Source organism: Thermobifida halotolerans, from assembly GCF_003574835.2.
GTDB classification, from domain to species: Bacteria; Actinomycetota; Actinomycetes; order Streptosporangiales; family Streptosporangiaceae; genus Thermobifida; species Thermobifida halotolerans.
This window is the reverse complement of the sequence record NZ_CP063196.1, coordinates 3,690,593-3,712,033: the sequence shown is the minus strand read 5'-3', so window position 1 is coordinate 3,712,033 and position 21,441 is coordinate 3,690,593. Positions and strand designations below refer to the sequence as shown.

At 70.2% G+C, this 21,441-nt stretch carries 20 protein-coding genes; 16 read left to right on the top strand and 4 right to left on the bottom strand.

All coding sequences use genetic code 11. The features are described from left to right. Positions 1 to 8 precede the first annotated feature (8 nt). From NI17_RS16615 to NI17_RS16545, 15 genes are all read left to right on the top strand, one after another. Complete coding sequence (locus NI17_RS16615) at positions 9 to 566, top strand: NuoB/complex I 20 kDa subunit family protein (protein WP_068688199.1); 558 nt, start codon at positions 9 to 11, stop codon at positions 564 to 566. Then, positions 563 to 1,321, top strand: coding sequence for an NADH-quinone oxidoreductase subunit C (locus tag NI17_RS16610; protein ID WP_068688200.1), 759 nt, complete (start codon positions 563 to 565; stop codon positions 1,319 to 1,321). The genes NI17_RS16615 and NI17_RS16610 overlap by 4 nt, the downstream gene beginning before the upstream one ends. Further along, the gene (locus NI17_RS16605; protein ID WP_068688201.1) at positions 1,318 to 2,622 is read left to right on the top strand and encodes an NADH-quinone oxidoreductase subunit D; all 1,305 of its coding nucleotides are present in this window, start codon (positions 1,318 to 1,320) and stop codon (positions 2,620 to 2,622) included. Before NI17_RS16610 ends, NI17_RS16605 begins: the two co-directional genes overlap by 4 nt. Continuing rightward, positions 2,619 to 3,344, top strand: coding sequence for an NADH-quinone oxidoreductase subunit NuoE (gene nuoE, locus NI17_RS16600; RefSeq protein ID WP_068688202.1), 726 nt, complete (start codon positions 2,619 to 2,621; stop codon positions 3,342 to 3,344). Before NI17_RS16605 ends, nuoE begins: the two co-directional genes overlap by 4 nt. Continuing rightward, entirely contained in the window at positions 3,341 to 4,657 is a 1,317-nt protein-coding gene (gene nuoF, locus NI17_RS16595; protein WP_068688203.1) for an NADH-quinone oxidoreductase subunit NuoF, read from the top strand. The genes nuoE and nuoF overlap by 4 nt, the downstream gene beginning before the upstream one ends. Further along, positions 4,657 to 7,140, top strand: a complete 2,484-nt coding sequence (locus tag NI17_RS16590; protein WP_243597530.1) for an NADH-quinone oxidoreductase subunit G — start codon at positions 4,657 to 4,659, stop codon at positions 7,138 to 7,140. Before nuoF ends, NI17_RS16590 begins: the two co-directional genes overlap by 1 nt. Next, positions 7,137 to 8,507: an NADH-quinone oxidoreductase subunit NuoH gene (nuoH, locus tag NI17_RS16585; RefSeq protein WP_068688204.1), complete on the top strand. Its 1,371-nt coding sequence runs from the start codon at positions 7,137 to 7,139 to the stop codon at positions 8,505 to 8,507. The genes NI17_RS16590 and nuoH overlap by 4 nt, the downstream gene beginning before the upstream one ends. After that, positions 8,500 to 9,051 (top strand): NADH-quinone oxidoreductase subunit NuoI, encoded by a 552-nt coding sequence (gene nuoI, locus NI17_RS16580; RefSeq protein WP_068688205.1) that lies wholly within the window; start codon positions 8,500 to 8,502, stop codon positions 9,049 to 9,051. The genes nuoH and nuoI overlap by 8 nt, the downstream gene beginning before the upstream one ends. Next, positions 9,048 to 9,914, top strand: coding sequence for an NADH-quinone oxidoreductase subunit J (locus NI17_RS16575; RefSeq protein ID WP_068688206.1), 867 nt, complete (start codon positions 9,048 to 9,050; stop codon positions 9,912 to 9,914). The genes nuoI and NI17_RS16575 overlap by 4 nt, the downstream gene beginning before the upstream one ends. Then, entirely contained in the window at positions 9,902 to 10,201 is a 300-nt protein-coding gene (gene nuoK, locus NI17_RS16570) for an NADH-quinone oxidoreductase subunit NuoK (RefSeq protein ID WP_068688207.1), read from the top strand. The genes NI17_RS16575 and nuoK overlap by 13 nt, the downstream gene beginning before the upstream one ends. A gap of 18 nt (positions 10,202 to 10,219) precedes the next feature. Beyond that, positions 10,220 to 12,166: an NADH-quinone oxidoreductase subunit L gene (nuoL, locus tag NI17_RS16565; RefSeq protein WP_068688208.1), complete on the top strand. Its 1,947-nt coding sequence runs from the start codon at positions 10,220 to 10,222 to the stop codon at positions 12,164 to 12,166. Positions 12,167 to 12,219: 53 nt separating this feature from the next. Continuing rightward, positions 12,220 to 13,785: an NADH-quinone oxidoreductase subunit M gene (locus NI17_RS16560; RefSeq protein ID WP_068688209.1), complete on the top strand. Its 1,566-nt coding sequence runs from the start codon at positions 12,220 to 12,222 to the stop codon at positions 13,783 to 13,785. Beyond that, entirely contained in the window at positions 13,782 to 15,431 is a 1,650-nt protein-coding gene (gene nuoN / locus NI17_RS16555) for an NADH-quinone oxidoreductase subunit NuoN (protein WP_068688210.1), read from the top strand. The genes NI17_RS16560 and nuoN overlap by 4 nt, the downstream gene beginning before the upstream one ends. 138 nt (positions 15,432 to 15,569) lie before the next feature. Continuing rightward, positions 15,570 to 16,574 (top strand): polyprenyl synthetase family protein, encoded by a 1,005-nt coding sequence (locus NI17_RS16550; RefSeq protein ID WP_068688211.1) that lies wholly within the window; start codon positions 15,570 to 15,572, stop codon positions 16,572 to 16,574. 176 nt (positions 16,575 to 16,750) lie between these two features. Continuing rightward, positions 16,751 to 17,536 (top strand): PRC and DUF2382 domain-containing protein, encoded by a 786-nt coding sequence (locus NI17_RS16545; RefSeq protein WP_068688212.1) that lies wholly within the window; start codon positions 16,751 to 16,753, stop codon positions 17,534 to 17,536. Between the two features lie 252 nt (positions 17,537 to 17,788). Here the strand turns inward: NI17_RS16545 and rarD are convergent, their stop codons facing one another. Further along, on the bottom strand, positions 17,789 to 18,763 hold the full coding sequence (gene rarD, locus NI17_RS16540) for an EamA family transporter RarD (protein ID WP_243597529.1): 975 nt from the start codon (positions 18,761 to 18,763) through the stop codon (positions 17,789 to 17,791). Positions 18,764 to 18,832: 69 nt separating this feature from the next. Here rarD and msrA point away from each other — a divergent pair, with 69 nt between their 5' ends. Then, positions 18,833 to 19,495: a peptide-methionine (S)-S-oxide reductase MsrA gene (gene msrA, locus NI17_RS16535; protein ID WP_068688213.1), complete on the top strand. Its 663-nt coding sequence runs from the start codon at positions 18,833 to 18,835 to the stop codon at positions 19,493 to 19,495. Positions 19,496 to 19,628: 133 nt separating this feature from the next. Here the strand turns inward: msrA and NI17_RS24460 are convergent, their stop codons facing one another. The 3 genes from NI17_RS24460 to NI17_RS16520 all read right to left on the bottom strand — a co-directional run bounded on the left by NI17_RS24460 (position 19,629) and on the right by NI17_RS16520 (position 21,441). Continuing rightward, positions 19,629 to 19,979: a Txe/YoeB family addiction module toxin gene (locus NI17_RS24460; RefSeq protein ID WP_267887164.1), complete on the bottom strand. Its 351-nt coding sequence runs from the start codon at positions 19,977 to 19,979 to the stop codon at positions 19,629 to 19,631. Between the two features lie 69 nt (positions 19,980 to 20,048). Then, positions 20,049 to 20,195 (bottom strand): type II toxin-antitoxin system Phd/YefM family antitoxin, encoded by a 147-nt coding sequence (locus NI17_RS16525; RefSeq protein WP_170163058.1) that lies wholly within the window; start codon positions 20,193 to 20,195, stop codon positions 20,049 to 20,051. 88 nt (positions 20,196 to 20,283) lie between these two features. Beyond that, positions 20,284 to 21,441 carry a phytoene desaturase family protein gene (locus NI17_RS16520; RefSeq protein ID WP_068688214.1) on the bottom strand — a complete coding sequence of 386 codons (1,158 nt, stop codon included), beginning with the start codon at positions 21,439 to 21,441 and terminating at the stop codon, positions 20,284 to 20,286.

Sequence of the window (21,441 nt, the reverse complement as noted above, 5' to 3'; positions counted from 1 at the left end):
TTCGCCTGATGGGTCTCGAAGAGAAACTGCCCAGCGGGGTCCTGCTGACCACGGTCGAACAGGTTGTCGGCTTCGTCCGCAAGACGTCCATGTGGCCCGCGACTTTCGGCCTGGCCTGCTGCGCCATCGAGATGATGTCGGTCGGCGGCCCGCGCTACGACATCGCGCGCTTCGGCATGGAACGCTTCTCGGCCACGCCACGCCAGGCCGACCTGATGATCGTGGCCGGGCGCGTGAGCCAGAAGATGGCGCCCGTCCTGCGCACGATCTACGACCAGATGGCCGCGCCGAAGTGGGTCATCGCCATGGGCGTGTGCGCCTCCAGCGGCGGCATGTTCAACAACTACGCCATCGTCCAGGGCGTCGACCACATCGTTCCGGTGGACATCTACCTCCCCGGCTGTCCGCCCCGCCCCGAGATGCTGCTGGACGCCGTCCTCAAACTGCACGACAAGGTCCAAAACACCAAGCTCGGCGTGCACCGCGAACGTGAGATCGAGGAACTGGAGCAGCGGCGCCTGCGGACACTGCCGCTGATCCAGCAGACGGAGGAAGCGACACGATGACCTCCAACGGGCAGCAAGGTAAGCCTAACCTACCGGAGAAGGACAACCCTCCTGCGGAGCTGGGTCGGCAGCGCCTCGACTCGCCGATCGCCCGCACGGGCATGTTCGGCGCCAAGACCTCGGGGGACACCTCCGGCTACGGCCGGCTCCGGGTCTACCGCCCCGCGCCCACCGCCTCCGAGCGCCCCTACAGCGACCCCGACGACCCGCGCACCGCGTACTTCGACGAGGTCGCCGACACCCTGGAACGCTCCCTCAAGGAGGTCGGAGCCTCCTACCAGGACGCGATCCGGCGCGTCGTCGTGGACCGCGGCGAGATCACCTTCCACGTCCAGCGCGAACACCTGCTGGACGTGGCGACCCGGCTGCGCGACGACCCGGCGCTCCGCTTCGAGCTGTGCCTGGGCGTCAACGGCGTCCACTACCCCGACGACACGGGCAACGAGCTGCACGCCGTCTACGAGATGCGCTCCATCACGCACAACCGCGAGATCCGGCTCGAGGTGACCTGCCCCGACGCCGATCCGCACCTCCCCTCGATCGTGGGCGTCTACCCCACCAACGACTGGCACGAGCGCGAGACCTGGGACTTCTTCGGAATCGTCTTCGACGGCCACCCCGGGCTCACCCGCATCCAGATGCCGGACGACTGGCACGGCCACCCCCAGCGCAAGGACTACCCGCTGGGCGGAATCCCGGTCGAGTACCGCGGGGCCAAGGTTCCCCCGCCGGATGAGCGGAGGTCGTACGCATGAGTACTCCCACCGAGACCTACGTCGACGCCTCCGGCGGCGACTGGGACGAGGTCGTCGCCGCCGCCCAACGCGGCCAGACCGACCGCCTCGTCGTCAACATGGGTCCCCAGCACCCCTCCACGCACGGAGTGCTGCGACTCATCCTCACCCTCGAAGGCGAGACCGTCACCGAGGCGCGGGTCGGCATCGGCTACCTGCACACCGGCATCGAGAAGAACATGGAGTACCGGACGTGGACGCAGGGCACCACGTTCGTGACCCGCATGGACTACCTCACGCCGATGTTCAACGAAGCCGCCTACTGCCTGGCCGTCGAGAAACTGCTCGGCGTCACCGACCGGATCCCCGAGCGCGCCAACGTCATCCGCGTGATGATGATGGAGCTGAACCGGATCTCCTCGCACTTCGTCGCGATGGCCACGTTCGGCATGGAGCTGGGCGCGACGACCATCATGACCAGCGGGTTCCGGGAGCGCGAGCTGGTCCTGGACATCTTCGAGATGGTCACCGGCCTGCGCATGAACCACGCCTACATCCGTCCCGGCGGCGTGGCCCAGGACCTGCCCCCGGGCACGGCCGGCAAGGTGCGCGAACTGCTCACCGAGATGCCCAAGCGGCTCAGGGACATGCGCAAGCTCCTCGACGCCAACCCCATCTACCTGGCACGCACCCGCGACGTCGCCTACCTCGACGTCGCCGGATGCATGGCGCTGGGCGTCACCGGCCCGCTCCTGCGCGCCGCCGGGCTGCCCTGGGACCTGCGCAAGGCCAAGCCCTACTGCGGCTACGAGAACTACGAGTTCGACATCCCGGTCTCCGACGGCGCCGACGTCTACGCCCGCTACCGGGTGCGCATGGCCGAGATCGAGGAGAGCCTCAAGATCATCGAACAGTGCCTGGACCGGCTCGAACCGGGCCCGGTGATGATCGAGGACGCCAAGATCGGCTGGCCCGCCCAGCTCGCGATCGGCCCCGACGGCATGGGCAACGCGCCCTCCCACATCGCCCACATCATGGGCGGCGGCGGGTCCATGGAAGCCCTCATCCACCACTTCAAGCTGGTCACCGAAGGCTTCCGGGTGCCCCCGGGCCAGGCGTACGCGGCGGTGGAGAGCGCCAAGGGCGAACTCGGCTGCCACGCGGTCAGCGACGGCGGCCCCCGCCCCTACCGGGTGCACTTCCGGGACCCCTCGTTCACCCACCTCCAGGCCGTCGCGGCCATGTGCGAAGGCGGCACCGTCGCCGACGTCATCGCCGCCGTGGCCAGCATCGACCCCGTGATGGGAGGCGTCGACCGATGAGCACGCCCGAAACCCCCGACACCCCCGGCGCCTTCACCGGGGAGAACCGCGCCCGCCTCGAACTGGACGCCAAGGAGATCATCTCCCGCTACCCCAAACCGAGGTCGGCGCTGCTGCCGCTGCTGCACCTGGTGCAGGCGGAGGAGGGCTACGTCAGCAACGACGGCATCGCCTTCTGCGCCGACCAGTTGGGCCTCACCACCGCCGAGGTCACCGCGGTGGCCACGTTCTACACGATGTACAAGCGCCGCCCCGTCGGCGACTACCACGTGGGCGTGTGCACCAACCCGCTGTGCGCGGTGATGGGCGGCGACGAGATCTTCGCCACGCTCAAGGAGCACCTCGGCGTCGGCAACGACGAGACCACCGAGGACGGCAGGGTCTCCCTGGAACACGTCGAGTGCAACGCCGCCTGCGACTTCGCGCCGGTGGTCATGGTCAACTGGGAGTTCTTCGACAACCAGACCCCCGAGTCGGCCAAGAAGCTCGTCGACGACCTGCGCCTGGGCAAGGACGTCAAGCCCACCCGCGGTCCCGACCGCCTGTGCACCTGGAAGCAGGCGTCGCGGGTGCTGGCCGGATTCGACGACGGTCGCGCCGCCGAGGGACCCCAGGCCGGGGCCCCGTCGCTGGCCGGACTCGAACTGGCCCGCGAGCGCGGCTGGCAGGCGCCCGACCCGGCGGCCCCGACCGCCCCGTCCGACGAGGAGGGGACCAAGTGACCACGCTGACTCCCGTGCTGTCCCGCAACTGGGACCGCCCCGACTCCTTCACCCTGGCCGCCTACCGGGACAACGGCGGCTACGAGGCCCTGCGCAAGGCCCTGACCATGGAGCCCGACTCCATCGTCGACCTGGTCAAGGCCTCCGGGCTGCGCGGCCGCGGCGGCGCGGGCTTCCCCACCGGCATGAAGTGGGGCTTCCTGCCCAAGGACAACCCCAAGCCGCGCTACCTCGTCGTCAACGCCGACGAGTCCGAGCCGGGCACCTGCAAGGACATGCCGCTGCTGCTGGCCAACCCGCACGCGCTGGTCGAGGGCATCGCGATCGCCTCCTACGCGATCAACAGCCACCACGCCTTCGTCTACGTGCGCGGCGAGGTGCTGCACGTCATCCGGCGGCTGCGGCACGCCGTCGCCGAGGCCTACGAGGCCGGACTGCTCGGCAAGGACATCCTCGGCAGCGGCTTCGACCTCGACGTGATCGTGCACGCCGGCGCGGGAGCCTACATCTGCGGCGAGGAGACCGCCCTGCTGGACTCCCTGGAGGGCTACCGGGGCCAGCCCCGGCTCAAGCCGCCGTTCCCCGCCGTGGCCGGCCTGTACGCCTCGCCGACCGTGGTCAACAACGTCGAGTCCATCGCCAGCGTGCCCGGCATCGTCGCCAACGGCGCCGACTGGTTCACCTCCATGGGCACCGAGAAGTCCGCCGGATTCGGCTTCTTCTCCCTGTCCGGCCACGTCGAGAGGCCCGGACAGTACGAGGCCCCGCTCGGGGTGACGCTGCGTGAGCTCCTCGACATGGCCGGAGGCGTCCGCGACGGGCACCGGCTCAAGTTCTGGACGCCCGGGGGCTCCTCCACCCCGATCTTCACCGAGGAGCACCTGGACACCCCGCTGGACTTCGAGGCCGTCGGCGCGGCGGGGTCCATGCTGGGCACCCGCGCCCTCCAGATCTTCGACGAGACCACCTCGGTGGTCCGGGTCGTGCGCGGCTGGATCGAGTTCTACGCGCACGAGTCCTGCGGAAAGTGCACGCCGTGCCGCGAGGGCAACTTCTGGATGGTCCAGGTGCTGCGCCGCATCGAGGCCGGAAAGGGCACCCAGGAGGACATCGACACGCTGCTCGACATCTGCGACAACCTGCTCGGGCGCTCCTTCTGCGCGCTCGGCGACGGTGCGACCAGCTCGGTGACCTCGGCGATCAAGTACTTCCGGGAGGAGTTCATCGCGGGCACCCACACCCCCGCCTGGGAGCTGTTCCCGTATCAGCGCACCACTCGCTGGGCGAACGAGTCCGTGGAAGAGGACGCCTGATGACAGTCACGACCAACACCTCCGCGGGCGGGGGCCCCGCGGTACCGCCGGAGGACCTCGTCACCGTCACCATCGACGGCTTCGAGATCCAGGTCCCCAAGGGCACCCTGCTGATCCGCGCGGCCGAGCTGCTCGGCATCCAGATCCCGCGGTTCTGCGACCACCCGCTGCTCGACCCGGTCGGCGCGTGCCGCCAGTGCCTGGTGGAGATCCCCGACATGGGCAACGGGCGCGGCATGCCCAAACCGCAGGCCTCCTGCACCATCACCGTCATGGAAGGCATGGTCGTCAAGACCCAGCTGACCTCGCCGGTGGCGGAGAAGGCCCAGCGCGGCATCATGGAGTTCCTGCTCATCAACCACCCGCTGGACTGCCCGGTCTGCGACAAGGGCGGCGAGTGCCCGCTGCAGAACCAGGCGATGTCCAACGGGCAGGGCGAGAGCCGCTTCGTCGACGTCAAGCGGACCTTCCCCAAGCCGATCGCGCTGTCCACCCAGGTCCTGCTGGACCGGGAGCGCTGCATCCAGTGCGCCCGCTGCACCCGCTTCTCCGCGCAGATCGCCGGAGACCCGTTCATCGAGCTGCTGGAGCGCGGCGCCAAGGAGCAGGTGGGCACCGCCGAGGGCCAGCCCTTCCAGTCCTACTTCTCCGGCAACACCGTGCAGATCTGCCCGGTCGGCGCGCTCACCGGCGCGGCCTACCGGTTCCGCTCCCGCCCCTTCGACCTGGTCTCCACGCCCAGCGTCTGCGAGCACTGCGCCGCCGGATGCGCGCAGCGCACCGACCACCGGCGCGGCAAGGTCACCCGGCGGCTGGCCGGAGACGACCCGCAGGTCAACGAGGAGTGGAACTGCGACAAGGGCCGGTGGGCGTTCACCTACGCCACCCAGCCCGACCGGCTCAGGCACCCGCTGGTGCGCGACGAGGACAGCCGCGCGCTGGAGGTCGCCTCCTGGCCCGAGGCGCTGACCGTCGCCGCCCGCGGCCTGGCCGCCGCCCGCGGCCGGGTGGGCGTGCTGACCGGCGGACGGCTCACCCTGGAGGACGCCTACGCCTACGCCAAGTTCGCCCGGGTCGCGCTGCGCACCAACGACATCGACTTCCGCGCCCGGCCCCACTCGGAGGAGGAGGCCGACTTCCTCGCCGCCCGCGTCGCCGGACACGGCATCGAGGTCTCCTACACCGACCTGGAGAAGGCGCCCACGGTCCTGCTCGCCGGGTTCGAGCCCGAGGACGAGTCGCCCATCGTCTTCCTGCGGCTGCGCAAGGCCGTCCGCAAGAACGGCGCCCGGGTGTTCTCCGTGGCCCCCTACGCCAGCCGGGGCCTGGCCAAGACCGACGGAACGCTGATCCCCACCGTCCCCGGCGGCGAGGCGGGGGTCCTGGGCTCCCTCGGCACCGCCTCGCCCGAGGCGCTGGAGGCGCTGCACACCTCGGGCTCGGTCATCCTGGTCGGCGAACGCCTCGCCGAGAGCCCTGGAGCGCTGTCGGCGGCGGCCCGCCTCGCCGACAGCACCGGCGCCCGCCTGGCCTGGGTGCCGCGCCGCGCCGGAGACCGCGGCGCCGTCGAGGTCGGAGCGCTGCCGAACCTGCTGCCGGTCGGCCGACCGGTCGGCGACACCGCGGCCCGCGCCGAGGTCGCTCGCGCCTGGTCGGTCGCGGACCTGCCCGCCGCCGAGGGCCGCGGTACCGCGGACATCCTCGCCGCGGCCGCCGCGGGACAGCTCGACGCCCTGGTCATCGCGGGCGTCGACCTGGACGACCTGCCCGACCCGGCCGCGGCGCGCGCCGCACTGGCCGAGGTGCCGTTCATCGTCAGCCTGGAACTGCGGGCCAGCAACGTCACCGACCGCGCCGACGTGGTGTTCCCGGTGGCCGCCGTCGCCGAGAAGTCCGGGACGTTCGTCGACTGGGAGGGGCGGGGCCGCCCCTTCGGCACCGCGCTGAAGGTGCCCGGAGCCATGTCGGACCTGCGGGTGCTCTCGGCCATCGCCAACGAGATGGACGTCCACCTGGGACTGCCCGACGCCGCCGCGGCCCGCCGCGAACTCGCCGAACTGGGCGCCTGGAAGGGCACCCCGACGCCCACCCCGGTGGCCCGTCCCGCCGAGACCCCGGCCCCGCGGGCCGGACAGGCGGTCCTGGCCACCTGGGACCAACTGCTCGGACGGGGACGCATGCAGGACGGCGAACCCCACCTGGCCGGAACCGCCCGCCCCGCCGCCGCCCGGATCTCGGCCGCCACCGCCGCCGAGATCGGCCTCGCCGACGGGCAGACGCTGCGGGTCGAGGGACCGGCCGGAGCGGTGCGCGTCCCGACCGTCATCACCGAGATGCCGGACCGCGTGGTGTGGCTGCCGACCAACGCCGCGGGCTGCGCCGTCCGGCGCGACCTCGGCGCGAGCACGGGGACCGTGGTGTCCCTGTCCGCCGACAACGGCGCGACCGTCGGAGCCGCGACGAGTGCTGGGAGTGAGAAGTGACACCGACCACCGACACGGCCGCGGCCGTCAGCGCGGCGGCCCTGAACGCCGAACCGGGGTTGGACGCGTTCGGCAACGATCCCTGGTGGATCATCCTGATCAAGGCCCTGGCCGTGTTCGTCTTCCTCATGCTGTGCGTGCTGATGATGATCATGGCCGACCGCAAGGTCATGGGCCGCATGCAGCAGCGCCACGGCCCCAACCGGTTCGGCCCGTGGGGCCTGCTGCAGTCCCTGGCCGACGGCGTGAAGCTGTCGCTCAAGGAAGACCTCATCCCGCGCACCGTCGACCGGGCCGTCTACATCGCGGCCCCCATGGTCGCCGCGATCCCGGCCTTCATCGCCTTCTCGGTGATCCCCGTGGGCCCCGAGGTCACCATGTTCGGCGTGCAGACCCGGCTGCAGCTGACCGACCTGCCGGTCGCGGTCCTGCTGGTGCTGGCCACCGCCTCCATCGGCGTCTACGGCATCGTGCTCGCCGGATGGTCCTCGCGCTCGCCGTACCCGCTGCTGGGCGGTCTGCGCGCGTCGGCCCAGGTGATCAGCTACGAGATCGCGATGGGCCTGTCCTTCGTCGCGGTGTTCATCTACGCGGGGACGCTCAGCACCTCGGGGATCGTCGAGGCCCAGCGGAGCATCTGGTTCGCGATCATCCTGTTCCCGTCCTTCGTGATCTACCTGATCACGATGATCGGTGAGACCAACCGGCTGCCCTTCGACCTCGCCGAGGGCGAGGGCGAACTCGTCGGCGGGTTCATGACCGAGTACTCCTCGATGAAGTTCACCATGTTCTTCCTCGCCGAGTACGTCAACATGGTCACCGTCGCGGCGCTGAGCGTCACCCTGTTCCTCGGCGGCTACCTCGCGCCGCCGCCGATCACCACCTTCTGGCCCGGCGCCAACGAGGGCTGGTGGCCCGCGCTGTGGTGGCTCGTCAAGTTCGCCTGCGTGATGTTCCTGTTCATCTGGGCGCGCGGCTCGCTGCCCCGGGTCCGCTACGACCAGCTCATGCAGCTCGGCTGGAAGGTCCTCATCCCCGTCCAACTGGTCTGGATCACCGCGGTCGCCGTCATCCGGGTGCTCAACAACCAGCAGTACCCCGGCTACGTCACGGCGATCGTCATCGGCGTGTTCGGTCTGCTGGTCTTCGCGGCGCTGTGGGCCTGGAGCCGCGCCGCGGCACAGGCGAAGGCGCGGGAGGCGGCCGAACGCGAGGCCGAGCTGCGGGCCCGCCGCGAGGACCCCATGTACGGGGGCTTCCCCGTGCCCCCCATGACCGCTCCGCACTACGGCAGCAGCGTGGCCGCGGAGGAACCCCGTTTCCAGCCGACCTCGGCCCCCAAGCGTGAGGAGGTTTCCGGTGCTTGAGTGGCTCAATCCCGTCAAGGGGTTCGGCGTCACCTTCCACACGATGTTCAAGAAGGTGCCGACCGTCGAGTACCCCGAGGTCAAGGCGCCCACCATGCCCCGCTTCCACGGTCGTCACCAGCTCAACCGCTGGCCCGACGGACTGGAGAAGTGCATCGGCTGCGAGCTGTGCGCCTGGGCCTGCCCCGCCGACGCCATCTACGTCGAAGGCGGCGACAACACCGAGGAGGAGCGCTACTCCCCGGGCGAGCGCTACGGGCGCGTCTACCAGATCAACTACCTGCGCTGCATCCTGTGCGGGCTGTGCATCGAGGCGTGCCCCACCCGGGCGCTCACCATGACCAACGAGTACGAGCTCGCCGACGACAGCCGCGAGAGCCTCATCTACACCAAGGAGCAGTTGCTCGCCCCGCTGCGGGAGGGGATGGAGGCGCCGCCGCACCCCATGCGGCTCGGTGAGACCGAGGAAGACTACTACCGGCTCGGACGCGACGACACCGCGGCGGCCCGTGCCGACGAGCAGAACAGCGAGGCTGTTCAGTGAACACCGTCCCGCTCCAGACAACGGCCGTCGCCGCCTCCGTCGGAGGCGGCGAGACCGCGACCTTCTACGTCCTGGGCACCGTCGTGGTGCTCGCCGCGCTCGGTGTGGTCTTCAGCCGCAAGGCCGTCTACTCGGCGCTCATGATGGCCGTGGTGATGATCGGCCTCGCGGTCTTCTACGGCGTCAACGAAGCGCCGTTCCTGATGGTCGTGCAGATCGTCGTCTACACCGGCGCCGTGCTGATGCTCTTCCTGTTCGTCCTCATGCTGGTGGGCGTCAGCTCCTCCGACTCCCTGGTGGAGACGATCAGGGGACACCGGCTGCTGACCGCGGTCATCGCGCTGTGCTTCCTCGTCCCGCTGGTCAGCGGGCTGGGCACCATCACGGCGGGCGCACCGGTCGGCCTGGCCGCCGGGGTCGCCGCCGCGGGCGGCAGCATCCCGTGGATCGCCAGCGAGGTCATCTACCGCTACGTCGTCGCCTTCGAGGCCACCGGGGCACTGCTCATCACGGCGGTCCTCGGCGCCCTGGTGCTGGCGCACGCCGCCCGCACCAAGAAGAAGCGCACCCAGCGGCAGATGTCGCAGGACCGCATCCGCGGCGACCACCCGACCCCGCTGCCCGGTCCCGGCACCTACGCCCGGCACAACGCCATCGACATGCCGGCGCTGCTGCCCGACGGCTCGGTCTCCGAGCTCTCGCTCAACCCGGTGCTGGCCGCACGCAACCCCGAGGAGCAGCACGGTGTTCCCGAGGACATGAGGTACACGATCGGCGCGGCCCCCGACAGGGACGAACGGTCGGACGGACCGGCCGCCGACGGCGACGGACAACGGGAGGACGAGGGCTCGTGGACCCGATGAACTACATCGTGCTCGCGGCGATCGTGTTCACCATCGGCGCCGTCGGCGTCCTGGTGCGGCGCAACGCGATCATCGTGTTCATGTGCGTCGAGCTGATGCTCAACGCCTGCAACCTCGCCTTCGTCGCCTTCGCCCGGATGCACGGCGGCATCGAAGGCCAGGTCATCGCATTCTTCGTGATGGTGGTCGCGGCGGCCGAGGTCGTCGTGGGCCTGGCCATCATCATGCAGATCTTCCGGACCCGCAGGTCCGCGTCGGTTGACGACGCCAGCCTGCTCAAGAACTAGGGCGGGGGCACGACGACGATGACGTCCACGCTGGCCGCCGACGTGCACGCGGTCACCACCGCGGCCGACGGCGGCGTACTCTCCTACGCCTGGCTCATGATCGCCCTCCCCCTGCTGGGCGCGGCGGTTCTGCTGCTGGGCGGCAGACGCACCAACGCCTGGGGGCACTGGCTCGCCGTCGCCGCGGCGCTGGCCAGCTTCACCTGGGCGGTGCTGAGCCTGGTGCAGCTCCTCGGGCGCGCCCCCGAGGAGCGCAGTGTCGCGGTCCACGTCTACCAGTGGATCAGGGTCGGCGGCTTCGACATCGACCTCGGTCTGCTCGTCGACCCGCTGTCGATCACCTTCGCGCTGCTCATCACCGGTGTGGGATCGCTGATCCACATCTACTCGGTGGGCTACATGGCGCACGACGAGAACCGTCGGCGCTTCTTCGCCTACCTCAACCTGTTCGTCGCGGCCATGCTCGTGCTGGTCCTCGCCGACAACTACGCGGTGCTGTTCCTCGGCTGGGAGGGCGTCGGTCTGGCCTCCTACCTGCTGATCGGGTTCTGGCAGCACAAGCCGTCGGCGGCGGTCGCGGCCAAGAAGGCGTTCCTGATCAACCGGGTCGGCGACATCGGCCTGCTGGTCTCGATCATGCTGCTGTTCACGACCTTCGGCACGGTCGCCTTCACCCCCCTGTTCGACGCGGTCGACGGAGCGGGCCAGGGCGTCATGACCGCCGTGGGCCTGCTGTTGCTGCTGGGCGCGTGCGGCAAGTCCGCGCAGCTTCCGCTGCAGGCGTGGCTGCTCGACGCGATGGAGGGCCCCACCCCGGTGTCGGCCCTCATCCACGCCGCGACCATGGTCACCGCCGGTGTCTACCTGATCGTGCGCTCGGGGCCGATCTTCGAGGCCGCGCCCACCGCGCAACTGGTGGTCACCGTCGTCGGCGCGGCCACCCTGCTCGCCGGCGCGGTCATCGCCTCCGCCAAGGACGACATCAAGAAGGCGCTGGCGGGCTCCACCATGAGCCAGATCGGCTACATGACGCTGGCCGCCGGGCTCGGCCCGATCGGCTACGCCGCGGCCATCGCCCACCTGGTCACGCACGGCTTCTTCAAGGCCGGGCTGTTCCTGGGCGCCGGATCGGTCATGCACGCCATGAACGACGAGGTGAACATGCGCCGCTACGGCGGACTGCGCAAGGCCATGCCGGTCACCTTCGCCACCTTCGGCGCGGGCTACCTCGCCATCATCGGGGTCCCGTTCCTGTCCGGCTGGTGGACCAAGGAGGGCATCATCCAGGCGGCGTTCGACTCCGGCGGCGTCACCGGCCAGATCCTGGGCTGGGTCACGGTGCTGGGCGCCGGACTCACCGCCTTCTACATGTCCCGGATCATGTTCCTCACCTTCTTCGGTGAGAAGCGCTGGGCCGACGACGCCCACCCGCACGAGTCCCCGTCCGTCATGACGGTCCCGATGGGCATCCTCGCCGCCGGATCGGTGGCGCTGGGCGCGATCCTGGTGGTCAACTACACCTTCGCCCACTTCCTCGCCCCCGTCGTGGGCGCCCCGCACCACGAGTTCGACCTGGTCCACATGCTGACCAGCCCGTACTCGCTGGCCGCGCTGGCGCTCATGGTCGTCGGCGTGGCGTACGCGTGGCTGCGCTACGCCCGCGGCGAGGTGCCGGTCACGGCGCCCAGGGGCAACTTCGTCACCGTCGCGGCCCGCGAGGAGCTGTACGGCAACGCCATCAACGAGGGCCTGCTCATGCGGCCCGGACAGCAGCTCACCAGGGCCACCGTCGCCTTCGACGACCACGCCGTGGACGGCGTCGTCAACGGCGTCGCGCGCTGGGTCCGCGACAGCTCGGAGAACCTGCGCCTGATCCAGACCGGGTTCGCCCGCAGCTACGCACTGACCATGCTCTTCGGCGCGGCCGTCGTCGTGGCCACCACGTTGGGAGTGGGCTTTGCGTAGGCACACCACCTCCCCAGGCCGCACACCAGACCAGCAGGTGAGGATCTGAACCAATGACCATCCCCTGGCTGACACTCGCGATCGCGCTGCCCGCCCTGGGCTCGCTGATCGTGGCACTCATCCCACGCGAGCGGGTGGGACTCGCCAAGCGGGTCACCCTGGCCTGCACGCTGGTCGTGCTCGCCGTCGTCGGCGCGATGGCGCTGAACTTCGACCCCGCGGGCGCCCGCCTCCAGTTCACCGAGGTCCACCCGTGGATCGCGCGTTTCGGCGTGCACTACGCGGTGGGCGTCGACGGCATCGCGCTGACCCTGATCGCACTGTCCGCACTGCTCGTGCCGCTGGTCGTCCTGGCGGCCTGGAAGGAGCAGGACGAGGCCGCGGACCGCGGCAAGGGCTACTTCGCCCTCATCCTGCTCCTCGAGGCGATGATGATCGGGGTCTTCGCCGCCACCGACGTCTTCCTCTTCTACGTCCTCTTCGAGGCCATGCTGATCCCGGTCTACTTCATGATCGGACGGTACGGCCGGGGCGAGGAGCGCCGCCGCGCCGCGGTGAAGTTCCTCCTCTACAGCCTCCTGGGCGGACTCCTCATGCTGGTCTCGGTGATCGGCGTGTACGTCTACAGCGCCCAGGCCGGCAACGGCACGTTCCTGTGGAGCGACCTGGTCGGCTCCGAGGGACTGCTCGCCGGGGTGGACACCACTGCGGCCCGCTGGCTGTTCCTCGGGTTCTTCGCCGCCTTCGCCATCAAGGCCCCGATGTGGCCGGTGCACACCTGGCTGCCCACGGCAGCCGGAAGCTCCCGGCCGGGCACCGCGGTGCTGCTGGTGGGCGTGCTGGACAAGGTCGGCACCTACGGCATGCTGCGGTACTGCCTGGAACTGTTCCCCGAGGCCGCCAGGTGGTTCGTCTGGCCGGTGGTCGCGCTCAGCCTCGTCAGCATCGTCTACGGCGCGATCGCGGCGATCGGGCAGAGCGACATGCTCCGCCTCATCGCCTACACCTCGGTGTCCCACTTCGGCTTCATCACCCTGGGCATCTTCGCGATGACCTCGCAGGGGCAGTCGGGCGCCGCGCTGTACATGGTCAACCACGGCTTCTCCACCGGTGCGCTGTTCCTCATCGTGGGTTTCCTCATCGCCCGCAACAACGGGTCCGCGCTGATCGCCGACTACGGCGGCCTGCAGAAGACGGCTCCGGTGCTCGCCGGAACCTTCCTGGTGGCCGGACTGTCCAGCCTGGCGCTTCCGGGGCTGTCTCCGTTCGTCAGCGAGTTCCTGGTGTTCGTCGGCACCTTCACGGTCCTTCCGGTGCCCGCGGTCATCGCCACCGTCGGCGTGGTGCTGGCCGCGCTCTACATCCTGTGGCTGTACCAGCGCACCATGACCGGGCCGGTCAAGGAGAAGCTGGCGGGCGTCAGGGACCTCTCCGGCCGCGAGCTGTGGGCCGTGTCCCCGCTCATCGCCGTGATCATCCTCTTCGGGGTCTTCCCCCAGCCGCTGCTGGACGTGATCAACCCCGCGGTGGAGCAGACCATGCAGCAGGTCGACGTCAGCGACCCCGCTCCGGCGGTGGGTGTTGACCAGGCCGGCGGCCAGGAAGGAGCAGACGAATGATTCCGCTGAGCCTGTCGGAGGCCGGGACCCCGACAGTCGTCACCCAGGCTCCCGACATCGACTACGGGCTGCTGTCACCGCTGCTGGTGGTGTTCGCGGCCGGTGTCCTCGGCGTGCTCGCCGAGGCGTTCGTGGCCGCGCGGTACCGCCGGATCACCCAGTTGACGCTGGCCCTGCTCGGAATCGGCGCGGCCTTCGTGCTGACCGTCCTCCAGGTGGGCGCGCTGCCGGCGGACGGCGCGGGCGTCACCGTGGCCTTCGCGACCGTCGTGGTGGACCGGCCCGCCCTGTTCTTCCAGGGCGTCATCCTGGTGCTGGCCTTCGCCAGCCTGCTGCTGATCGCCGAGAACCGGGACGGTGAGAGCGCCTTCACCGCGCAGGCCGCCGCGGTTCCCGGCAGCGACGAGGAGCGCTCGCACATCCTCGCCGGAACCCAGCACACCGAGGTCTACCCGCTGGTGATGTTCGCGGTGCTGGGCATGCAACTGTTCACGGCCGCCAACGACTTCCTCACCATGTTCATCGCCCTGGAGGTGATGAGCCTCCCGCTGTACCTGCTGTGCGGGCTGGCCCGCCGCCGTCGCCTGTTCTCCCAGGAGGCCGCGGTCAAGTACTTCCTGCTGGGCTCGTTCTCCTCGGCGTTCTTCCTGTTCGGCATCGCCATGGTGTACGGCTACGCGGGCTCGGTGAACTTCGCCGCCGTCAACCGGGCGACCAGCGAGGGCGGACTGATCGACGGAGGCGAGCCGCTGCTGCTCATCGGCATCGCGCTGATCGGGGTGGGCCTGCTGTTCAAGGTCGGCGCGGTTCCCTTCCACAACTGGAAGCCCGACGTCTACCAGGGCGCCCCCACACCGATCACCGCGCTGATGGCCTCCGGCACCCTGGTCGCCGCGTTCGGCGCCCTGCTGCGGGTGTTCTACGTGGCCTTCGGCGCGTCGGTGGCGCAGTGGCGGCCGATGCTGTGGGTCGTGGCGATCCTCACCATGGTGCTCGCCGCGGTCATCGCGGTCACCCAGCGCGACATCAAGCGGCTGCTGGCCTACTCCTCGGTGGTGCACGCGGGCTTCATGCTGACCGCGGTCGTGGCGGCCAGCGCCGACGGCCTGGCCGGAGCCATGTTCTACCTGGCCGCCTACGGCTTCACCACGGTCGGCGCGTTCGCGGTCGTCACCCTGGTACGCAACGCCGAGGGCGGCGCCGAAGCCGGTGACCTGACGCAGTGGGCGGGACTGGGACGCACCTCGCCGTTCCTGGCCGCCTCCCTCGGCCTGTTCCTGCTCGCCTTCGCCGGTATTCCGCTGACCAGCGGATTCATCGGCAAGTTCGCGGTGTTCGAGGCGGCGGTGGCGGCCGGGGCGACCCCGCTGGTGGTCGTGGGCGTGCTCAGCAGCGCGGTGACCGCGTTCTTCTACGTGCGCATCATCGTGCTGATGTTCTTCGCCGAACCCGCCGAGACCGCGCCCCGGGTACTCAGGGCGGGGGCGCTCACCGGAAGCGTTGTCGGACTCGGGGTCGCGGCGACCCTGGTCCTGGGGGTGTTCCCCGGACCGGTGCTGGACAACCTGGTTCCGCAGCCGTCGGCGGAAGCGGCCGGTGAGACGACGGCGGACGGAACCGTCTCCGAGGCCCTGTTCGTTCGGTAGACGGGAGGAAACCGACACCCGCTTTGGTCGCGGAGTCGGCGTCGGATAACTTCTGAGTCAGTCTGTGTTCGTTGCGAGAGCGCGCGGTACTTCGCTTCGTGAGGTATCGCGCGCCCTGTTGACAGGTGGAGCTTTCAGGTGAGCGGTGCTGTCCCGAGCGGGTTTCTGACGCTGCCGAGTATTGACGAAGCGCTCGCCCGGGAGGTCCAGGCAGAGCTGGAGCAGGTGGAGAAGCTGCTCCGCGAAACGGTGGCGGAGAGCGACCCGCTGCTGAACGAGGCGGCGGCGCATCTGCTGGCCGCCGGAGGCAAGCGCTTCCGCGCCACCCTGGTGCTGCTGGCCGCGCGTTTCGGTGACGCGGGCAACCCCGACCTCGTTCCGGCCGCGGCGGTGGTCGAACTGACCCATGTGGCCACCCTCTACCACGACGACGTCATGGACGAGGCCGAGTTGCGTCGGGGCAGCCCGAGCGCCAACCGGCGCTGGGGCAACGCGATCGCGATCCTGACCGGCGACTACGTGTTCGCGCGCGCTTCGGAGATCCTGGCGGATCTGGGCACCGAGGCGGTGCGGTTGCAGGCGCAGACCTTCGGCCGCCTGGTCCGGGGGCAGATCCTCGAGACCGCGGGGCCGCGCGCGGGAGCCGATCCGATGAAGCACTACCTGGACGTCATCGCCGACAAGACGGCCTCGCTGATCGCCTCCTCCGCCCGGTTCGGCGCGATGTTCGGACGGACCGGTCCCGATGTGGTCGAGACGGTCACGCGGGCCGGTGAGGCGCTGGGGACGGCCTTCCAGCTCTCCGACGACATCCTGGACGTGGCCAGCGAGACCGCCCAGTCCGGCAAGACTCCCGGAACCGACCTGCGGGAGGGGGTGCTGACCCTGCCGATGCTCTATGCGCTGCGGGGGGAGGAGCCCGAGCACGCACGGCTGCGCTCCCTGCTGGGACGTCCGCTGGACGACGCGGAGACCGCCGAGGCCCTGGGCCTGCTGCGGGCCCATCCGGCGATGCGCGAGGCACGGGCCGACCTGGAGTCCTGGGCGGATCGGGCCCGGTCGGAGCTGACCACTCTTCCGGACTGCCCGGCCAGGGACGCGTTCCTGGCACTGTGCGACTACGTCGTGGAGCGCAGCGGCTGATCTGCGAGGAGTCGCCGGGACGGTCACGACATGTCCTTTTCTGGGTATGTGTCGGGTAAGGCCGGGGGTCACCCCATGCCCGATCGGGTAACCGAGTCTCTGAACTGCTGCGATGCCGGTTGGGTAGCGCAGCGAGCAACCGCCTGAGGCGGCAGAGACCAAGGGAGTTGATTCGCATGGCACCTCGGCCCGGAATCCAGGAGCTGGTCGGGCACAGGCTGATCGACCAGGACGGCAACAACGTCGGCAAGATCGGACAGGTCTACCGCGACGACCAGACCCACCAACCGACGTGGGTGACGGTCCAGACCGGCATGTTCGGCAACCAGGAGAGCTTCGTCCCGCTGGCTGGAGCCGAGGTCACCGATCAGGACCTGCGTGTTCCGTTCTCCAAGAGCCTGATCAAGGACTCTCCCCGCTTCGGTGTCGGCGGCCACCTCTCCCCCGAGCAGGAAGCCGAGCTCTACCGGCACTACGGTGTGCAGCCAAACGTTCCGGGACCGCGGGCGACCGAGGAGCAGGACACGGCGGAGCGCGAGCCCCGGGCGCAGGCCGCGGGAACGATGCCCCGGGAGGGGGAGGAGGCGTCCATCACCCGCTCCGAGGAGCAGGCCAGGGTCGGCGTCGAGCGCACGGAGAGCGGTCGGGCGCGGGTACACAAGAGCGTGGAGAACGAGCCCTTCGAGGAGGACGTCCCGGTCCGCCGTGAGAGGCTCCGTGTCGAGCGCGAGCCCGTGACCGGAGAGGCGGGCACCGGCCGGATGGGCGAGCAGGAGGAGGAGATCACCCTCCACGAGGAGCGCCCGGTGGTCGGCAAGGAAGAGGTGCCCGTGGAGCGGGTGCGCGTCTCCAAGGAGGAGGTCAGCGACACCGAGCGGGTCCGCGGGGAGCTGCGCAAGGAACACATCGAGGTCGACGAGGAGGAGGGGGGATCCGGACGCTCCCGTCGCCGTAGGAGCTGAGCGGTGTTCCGAGACGGAACACGGAAGGGCGGTCCACCGCGGTGGACCGCCCTTCCGGCATTGGTCGTGGGACCTCGGCCCCGAGGCCCCTGGGGTGAAGGCTGCCTGCGATCCCCCGGGGTCGGGGGCATCTGGAAACCGATGCCGGAAAGCCGGGGAGAGGGTGCGGCAATCCAGGTGGGCGTCTGTGGTGGGTCGCCTCGGGCGCTGGAGTGGAATGCCCTGCCCGCCTGACTTCCCGGCACCGGTTTCTCAGCCCGGTTCGGCCGTCGGCTCCGGGGCGGCGGCGCGCGGTGGTCGGGACGCGCGGCGGGTGCGGCCGAGCATGTCCACGACGAACACCGCGAGTGCCGCCCACACCACGACGAACCCGAACCACCTGACCGCCGACAGCTCCTCGCCGAAGACCAGCCACGCGATCAGGAAGTGCATCACCGGCGCGATGAACTGGAGCAGGCCGACCATGCTGAGCGGGAGGCGCTGCGCCGCCGCGCCGAAGAGCATCAGCGGAACGGCGGTCAGCACTCCGGTGCCGACCAGCAGCAGCGAGTGAGTGGGGGAGACGGACAGGAAGGTGCCCGATCCGGTGGACTCCAGGTAGACCACGACCGCGGTCCCGGGGAGGAACATGATCGCGGTCTCGGCGGCCAGACTCTGCACCCCGTCCAGCCGCACGGACTTCTTCAGCAGGCCGTAGCCGGCGAAGGCGAGGGCCATGGCGATCGCCAGCCAGGGCGGCGTGTCGTAGTCGAGGGCCAGCACGGCGACGGCGACCACGCCGAGCGCGACGGCGACCCACTGGGCCCGACTCAGCCGCTCCCGGAGGACCAGCATGCCAAGCGCCACGCTCACCAGCGGGTTCATGAAGTAGGCGAGGGAGGACTGAAGGGTGTGGCCGCTGGTCACCGCGATGATGAAGCAGCCCCAGTTGAGGGTGATCAGCAGTGTGGCCGCGGTGAGCAGCAGCAGTTGCCGGGGGCTGCGCAGGAGGCCGTCCAGCCACCGCCAGTCCCGCCGGACCAGCAACACCCCCACCACAACCACCAATGACCAAATCATCCGATGAAAGAGGGCCTCGGTCGGTGTGGCGGGAGGAGTGATCAACGGCCAGTACAGGGGGAGAAACCCCCACAGGAAGTACGCGCTCGCGCCGTAGAGCACGCCCTTGTTCGAATCAGGCACGAGGGTCAGACTATAGAGAAGGGGTACCGGGCGGACCACGGGCATACCGTTCCCGCGCAGGGACCCGCCCGCCGGGAACGTCCGGACACTGGACGGCGCGGATAGCCTGAAAGCATGTTCGGCTTCACGAAGACGACGATGGTCGACCGGGCCGACGCCCTGCCCGGCCGCGACACCCCGATGCCGGTTCCGGACCGCCACGAGGTCCTGGGAACCCCGCTGGCTCCGCCCTACCCCGAAGGCTCCCAGATCGCCGAGTTCGGCATGGGCTGCTTCTGGGGTGTGGAGCGCACCTTCTGGCGGCTGGGCCCCGGCATCATCACCACGGCCGTCGGCTACGCGGGCGGCTACACTTCCAACCCCACCTACGAGGAGGTCTGCTCGGGACGCACCGGCCACACCGAGGCCGTGCGCGTGGTCTTCGACCCCGAGCGCATCTCCTACACCGAACTGCTCAAGGTGTTCTGGGAGGGCCACGACCCCACCCAGGGCATGCGGCAGGGCAACGACGTGGGCACCCAGTACCGCTCGATGATCCTCTACCACGACGAGGCCCAGCGCGCCGCGGCCGAGGCCAGCCGCGACGCCTTCCAACCGGTGCTGACCCGCATGGGCTACGGCCCCATCACCACCGAGATCGTCCCGGCCACCCCGTTCTACTTCGCCGAGCCCTACCACCAGCAGTACCTGTCGGAGGCCAAGAACCCGCACGGCTACTGCGGTGTGGGCGGAACGGGCGCGACCTGCCCGATCGGGGTGGCCAGCACCGAGGGATGACCTCCGGTACCGCAGGTGTCCCGGTCGGGGAACATCCCCGAGAACGGGGAGGGCGCTGCGGACGTCCGCGGTCGGGGAGCCGGGACGCGGGGCGGGGCTTTCCGCCACCGGTTCCCCGGAACCGCGTGGCGGACTACCTCCCGTAGTGGTAACGGCAGGCAGCGATGCGGATCTCGTCTCCGGCGATCTTGCAGACCAGTCGGTGCTCGTCGTTGACACGGCGCGACCAGTAGCCCTGGAAACCGTGCTTGAGCGGCTCGGGCTTGCCGATCCCCTCGTTGCCGTTGCGCATGACGTCCTTGACAAGAGCGCTGATGCGTCTGACTGAGGTTTGAGTGTTCGGTTCCGCGGCGGGCGACCACGGGTTGGCCGTGGCCGGTGGTGTCCCGTCGTGGGGGTTGGTGTGGAACGCCCTGGGCCGATCGGCCGTCCCCTCCTCTCCGCACGGCCGGTGTCCGTCGCGAAGGCGACCGTCAAACCTCAGTGAGGATCTTTCGGCCCTCGGCCTGCCACCAGACGTAGTCGTCCCAGGCTGACTCGTCCCAGACGGGTTTCACTCGACGAGCCCGTGCCGTGCGCCGCCGTCGGACTCCGGTCGCTCGATCGCGGTGACCAGCCGCCGGGCGTTCTCCGGACTGCGGAGCAGATAGGCGGTCTCGGCGTACTTCGCGCGGGACCCGGAGTAGCTCATCACCTTCATCGAAACCCCCTTTGACGTACAGGATCTTGTACGTCAAAGGGGGTGGGGGCCAAGCGTCCTCCCGCCCGGAGGAGACCGGCGGGGCCGCTCAGGCGACGCGCGCCGCACTCCGGCCCAGCGCCGCGCGGACGGCGGTCAGGGCGCTGGTGATCGACACCTCGCCGAGCAGGCCGGGCGCGGCGACCATGTCCCCCGCCAGGTAGACGCCGTCGCCCCGGTCGACGGCCGGGCGGTCGCGCCAGGAGCGGCCGGGCAGGTCCAGGGCGCCGCTGCGGCCCGCCATCATCTGGTCGCGCCGCCAGGTCACCCGGTCCCGCCAGCCGGGCAGCGCGGCGTCGACCAGCCGCTCCAGCCGCGCCCGGACGTCGGAGCGGGACTCACCGGGCCGCACCGGCATCTGCGCCTGGACCAGGTCCTCACCGGCGGGGGCCAGGGAGGGGTCCGGCTGGGAGTACCTGCCGACAAAACCACCCTCGTCCAGGTCGAAGACCAGGTACGGCTCACCCCTGCGGCTCCGCAGCCCCAGGTCGACCAGCAGTGACCGGCCACTCTCCCAGCGCAGCGAGTCGTCGTCCAGCAGGGTCCGGGCCGCGTCCAGGGAGGTGGCCACGATCGTCGGCCCGTCCGACGGCAGTCGGTCGACCCGCGTCCCGGTCTCGACGCGCACACCCAGGGCGCGCGCACGCTCGACCATCCGGTCCACCATCGCCTGCCAGCCCCCCACCACGTACCTGGCGGTCGGGTAGCGCGGAGCGGCGGCCCGGCCGAAGCGCTCCCAGACGAACGCCGCCGACAACCGGCCCGGATCGGCGTCGTAGGTGACCACGCCGAGCAGTCCGGAGACCGCGCGGACCCCCTCGGCGCCGAACAGCTCGGTCCCCCACGACGCGAAGTCGCGGTCCACCGGGGCGGCGGCCCTCCGCCTGGCGGCGGCCCGCAGCAGCCCCGACGGCGGCCTCCCGGTGATCCTCCCCTCGTGGCGGAGCCGTATCCTGGACAACTCCCGCAGGCCCGGCCGGACGAACGGCTGGACCAGCCCGCGTTCGGCGAGCCAGGAGAAGGGCGCGCCGTCGCAGTAGAGGACGTGCGGCCCGTCGTTGGCGACGTGGGGCGCGGCCGTGGAACGCGCCCGGCCGCCCGGGGTTCGGTGCGCCTCGAACAGGGTGACGTCGGCGCCTTGCTCAGCACTTGCGATGGCGGCGGTCAGTCCGGAGATCCCGCCGCCGATGACGGTGATGGTGTTCAT